A 5168-nucleotide genomic window follows, 5' to 3' on the forward strand; every position below is an offset into this window, starting at 1 on the left:
GCACCATCGTCAAGATCGCGGTCGAGGAGGGCCAACAGGTCGCCGAGGGCGACCGGCTCTCGGCCTGGCGGACGGCCATCGGTCCGGGCTCGCGGGTGCGCGACCTGGTCGAGGGATCGGCCGGGCACGAGGTCACCCTGGCCGTGGACCCCTCCGTCTTCGGGCCGACCGCCGCGGGCGAGCCAGGCCTGCCTGCGCCGACCCCCGCACCCACCGGCACCGGTCCGCAGCCGGAGGGGCCGCCGAGCACCGGATCGGTGACGCCGCCCGCGACGCAGGCGCCCGGCACCCCGGGCACCACCCCGAGCCCCACACCGACGATCGCCGGGCCTGCCGTGAAACAGCTCGGTGACGAGGTCGTCGCCCAGCTGCGCGGACGGGACGTGTGGGCACTGCCCTACACCGACGCCGACCTCGCCGCCGCAGCAGACATCGACCCGACGAGCACCATCATCCGCGAGCTCGTCAACCGTTCGTCGATCGTCGGACGCCGCCTGGACGAGCCGGTCCGGGCTGACATCGTCCTGCCTGCCGACGGGCTGCTCCCCCCGGGGCGCGAGAAGGCGCTGACGACGCTGCTGAGCGGGACGCGGCTGGGCAAGCCCGCCGGAATCGTCGTCAACAATGCGGCGATCACCGGGACGACGGCATACACTCCCTCGGCGCGCCGGCTGAGCGCGGCCGGCACGCGGCTGCTCGGCTGGGACACCACGCTGTCCGCGCTGCTGCCGTCCGGGCCCGACGCGGGGATGGCGCCGCGGCAGCAGTTCCTCGCCGACACCCTCGCGCTCCTCGGGGAGCGGCCCGGGACGGAACGCGCGGTGCTCGTCGTGGGCGCACGCACGTACGACCCGGACGTCTCCGGCCTGAGCGACCTGCTCGAGGCGATCGACGCTGCCCCGTGGCTCACCCCGGTGCGCGCCGACTCCCTCCTCGCCGACTCGGGTGACGACGTCGCCACGCGCGCCGAGACGCCCGTCACCCCGGTCGCGCCCGCAGCGCCGAAGCCGACCCTGACCGGCCCCCGGCTGCAGCGGATGGCCGACCAGCGGGCAACCCTGCACGACGTCGCGACGGTACTGCGCGACGGGACTGGCTTCGAGGCCCGCTACCAGGAAGTCCTCGACGAGCTCGCGAGCACGCGCTGGCGGTGGGACCGAGCCGGCTGGACCCGGCTCGAGGCGTCGGTCACCGCCGATGTGCGGGCCGCCACGCTGGCGGTCCGCGTCGTGCCCCGCAGCTTCAACTTCCTCGCCCAGCAGGGCACCTTGACGCTGACCGTCGAGAACGGCCTCGACTACGCCGTGCAGGACATCCGGCTCGTCCTGGCCCCGACCAATCCCCGGATGCAGATCGTCGAGCAGCCGCCGCCCATCCGGATCGGCGCCAACTCCAAGACGAGCGTCAAGGTCGTCGTCCGAGCGGTCGCGGCGGGACAGGCCGACATCCGGGCCTTCCTCACGACCGCGGACGGCACCCCCATCGGCAAGCCCGCCGTCATCCCGGTCACGGCAAACCCGCTCGACACGACGATCTACTGGATCGGGGGCATCATCGCCGCGCTCGTCCTCATCGCCGGGGTCGCCCGGTCGCTGCTGCGGGGAAGCGCACGCATCGACGAGATCGGGCAGACTCACGACCTCGTCGTGGACGCGCCCGATCAGGAGCACGGGCGGACCGGTCCGTCCACTTAGGATGGACGCGACCCAGCCATGGAAGGGGTGACGAGATCGTGCACGGAGTCGGTCCGGGATCGGTCCTCGCAGGACGGTATGCCGTCACCCTGCGCACCGCTGAGGGCCTCCACCACGAGCGGTGGCGCGCCACGGACCAGACCCTCGAACGCGACGTCGTGCTCGTGTGCTTCCCCAGCGGGTCGCCGGTGGCGGCGGCCACCCTCGACGCGGCCCGCCGGGCGGCGGGTCTCGAGGACCCGCGCCTGGTGCGGGTGCTCGACGTCGGCACCGACCAGGACGTGTCCTTCGTCATCGAGGAGCCGCTGACCGGGTCGGTGACCCTCGACCACCTCCTGCGCGGCGGGGGCCTGCCGGCCGAGGAGGTGCGCCGGCTCGTCGGAGAGTCGGCGATCGCGCTCGAGAAGGCCGGGCACCGTGGCCTGCACCATCTGGTCCTCACGCCCGACTCCGTCCTACGGATGCCGGACGGGGCCGTCAAGGTCCGCGGGCTCGCGACCGATGCCACGCTCGCCGACCTCGACACCGCCGGGGACGAACGCGGCCCCCGCCTCGATGCGATCGGCTTGGTCCGGCTGGCCTACGCGGGACTGACCGCGAGATGGCCGGCAGCGGCCCCCACAGGTGTCCTGCCGGTGCCGCACCAGGGCCTCGATGCGGCCCCCACGATGGTCGGCGGCCTGGCCCCGCCGTCCCAGATCGCCGTCGGTGTGCCCGCCGACCTCGACCTCATCTGCCGCCTGACCCTCGTCGATGATGGCGGCCCCGCCGGCCCGGGCGACCTCGCGAGCCAGATCGCCCCGTGGCCGCACGAGCCCCCCGCGACCGATGGCGCGACAGCCATCGGCCTGCCCCGCCCGGTGAGTGCCGCCGGTGCCGCGGCAGCGACGCGCGTCCTGCCTGTCGCCGGGCCGCAGGCCGCGGCCGACACCGAGACCGACGAGAGCCGCGGTCCGAGCCATCTGGCCACGGCGGGCGCCGCCGCTGCCGGCGCAGCGGTCGCGATCGGCGACAAGGTCGGCTCCTTCGCCCGGGCCGCCGCGGACAAGGCGGCAACACGAGCAGCCGAGCGCCGTGCGGCCCACGTCGACGACTTCGACGGCGAGGACGTGGCCCTGCACGAGGCCCTCGACGAGGGCGGCGATCAGCGCATCGAGCCGCCGGTGCCGCTGCTGCGTCACTCGGTGCCCGAGGCGCCGTCCCGCACGCAGTCTCGGATCGCCCTGGCCATCGTCGGCGCGCTCGTGCTCGTCGCACTCGTCATCGGGGTGCAGAACGTCAGGAAGATCGGTCAGCACGACGGACCCACGACCTCGACGGGCGCCACGCCGTCGAAGGGGACCAAGCCGAGCCCCACGGCGTCCGCGACATCACCGCGCCCGAGCCCGTCCCCGACGAGCACCGCGGCGCGCAGCGCCGCCCCGATCGAGATCACCGGGGGCACGGGCTTCGACCCCGAGGGTCACGAGAACCAGGGCGACGCGAAGGCGAAGCTCGCGTTCGACGGCGACCCCGACACCCACTGGCAGTCCCGGTGGTTCGGCAGCGACGACTTCAACGGCGGCCGGCCGGGGGTCGGGCTCGTGCTCGACCTCGGTGACCGGTCAACGATCCACGAGGTCGAGCTGGTCCTGCCCGCCAAGCAGGACGTCACCGTGTATGCCGCCGACAAGGCGAGCCTCGAGGACGCCCAGGAGATCGGCAAGGTCAGGGACAAGTCGGGCACCATCAAGCTCAAGGCACCGGGCGACCTCAAGCCGGCCACCAAGCTCATCGTCTGGGTCACCAGGGCCGCCCCGGCCGAGTCACCGACCCACTTCCGCGCCCAGGTCTCCGAGGTCAAGGTGCGCTGACCGTGGCGGCCCGGTCCGCCGTGGTGCTCGCTTCGCACTCCCACGAGAACCCACATGGAGCGCAGTTCTCGTGGTGTTCGGGCTGCGGATCCCAACGACAACTGCCATCGGATGCGGCTCTCGTGGGCAACGGGCGCGGGCCTCGCGGCGTGGGAACAAGCAGCCCCTAGGATCGGTTGAGCCGTACAGGTCCGGGTGACCCGTGTCTCGGGTGACCCTGTCATGGACCGACTCGCAACGATCCAGGAGTGTCATGTCCGACGTCCGCCACGTCATCGTCATCGGTTCCGGCCCGGCCGGCTACACGGCCGCCATCTATGCGGCCCGAGCCAACCTGCACCCGGTGCTCATCGAGGGCGCCGTGACGGCCGGCGGCGCGTTGATGAACACCACCGAGGTCGAGAACTTCCCCGGCTTCCCCGACGGGATCATGGGCCCGGACCTGATGGACCAGATGCGCGCCCAGGCCACCCGTTTCGGCGCCGAGCTGGTCACCGACGACGTCGTCGAGGTCTCCCTCGACGGTGACGTCAAGAGCGTCACCACCGGTACGGGCGTCACGTATGCCGCCCACGCAGTCATCCTCGCCATGGGCTCGGCCTACCGCGAGCTCGGCCTGCCGGGTGAGAAGGAGCTGTCCGGGCACGGCGTCTCCTGGTGCGCCACCTGTGACGGGTTCTTCTTCCGCGACCAGGACATCGCGGTCGTCGGCGGCGGCGACTCGGCGATCGAGGAAGCCACCTTCCTGACCAAGTTCGCCCGGTCCGTCACGATCATCCACCGCCGCGACGAGCTGCGCGCAAGCAAGATCATGGCCGACCGCGCCTTCGCCAACGACCGCATCACGTTCGCCTGGAACAGCCAGGTCGCCGAGATCCACGGAGAGGGGAAGCTGACCGGCATCACCCTGCGCGACACCCTCACCGGCGAGACCCGCGATCTCGCGGTGACCGGCCTGTTCGTCGCCGTCGGTCACGACCCGCGCAACGAGCTCGTCAAGGGGGTCCTCGAGCTGGATGATGCCGGCTACGTCCTCGTCGACGGACGTTCGACCCGCACCAACGTCGCCGGTGTCTTCGCCTGCGGCGACCTGGTGGACCACACCTACCGCCAGGCCGTCACCGCCGCCGGGACCGGCTGTGCCGCCGCCCTCGACGCCGAGCACTACCTGTCCGCCCTGCACGACGGGGCAGCCCGGCACGCTCCGGCCGTCGCCACCCCGGCCGGCTGACCCCGCCCACCACCCACCGCACCAGGGCACCAGCCGCGCTCAGCGGCATACGAAAGGAATGAGATGGCCCTCAAGCAGACGAACGACGCAGCCTTCGCCGACGACGTTCTCATGAACGACAAGCCGGTCCTCGTGGACTTCTGGGCGACCTGGTGCGGGCCGTGCCGCAAGGTGGCCCCGATCCTCGAGGAGATCGCAGCCCAGCACGGCGACAAGATCGACATCATCAAGCTCGACACCGACGCAAACCCGGCCACGACGGCCCAGTACGGGGTCGTCTCGATCCCGACCATGAACGTCTACGTGGGGGGCCAGGTCGTCAAGACGATCGTCGGGGCACACCCGAAGCCCAAGCTGTTGCGCGAGCTCGAGGAGTTCATCGCCTGAGCC

4 protein-coding genes are annotated in these 5168 nt (G+C 72.2%); all 4 read left to right on the top strand.

Features of this window, described 5'->3' with window-relative positions:
* Positions 1-1694: DUF6049 family protein (locus L0H79_RS20500; protein WP_301486492.1), on the top strand; the 1694-nt coding region annotated here is incomplete at its 5' end.
* 38 nt (positions 1695-1732) lie between these two features.
* The gene (locus L0H79_RS20505; protein WP_301486493.1) at positions 1733-3547 is read left to right on the top strand and encodes a hypothetical protein; all 1815 of its coding nucleotides are present in this window, start codon (positions 1733-1735) and stop codon (positions 3545-3547) included.
* A gap of 253 nt (positions 3548-3800) precedes the next feature.
* Positions 3801-4778: a thioredoxin-disulfide reductase gene (gene trxB, locus L0H79_RS20510; protein ID WP_301486494.1), complete on the top strand. Its 978-nt coding sequence runs from the start codon at positions 3801-3803 to the stop codon at positions 4776-4778.
* Positions 4779-4841: 63 nt separating this feature from the next.
* Positions 4842-5165, top strand: coding sequence for a thioredoxin (gene trxA, locus L0H79_RS20515; RefSeq protein ID WP_301486495.1), 324 nt, complete (start codon positions 4842-4844; stop codon positions 5163-5165).
* Positions 5166-5168 lie beyond the last annotated feature (3 nt).

Origin of the sequence: Intrasporangium sp. (genome assembly GCF_030452765.1) — a bacterium.
Taxonomy (GTDB): Bacteria; Actinomycetota; Actinomycetes; order Actinomycetales; family Dermatophilaceae; genus Intrasporangium_A.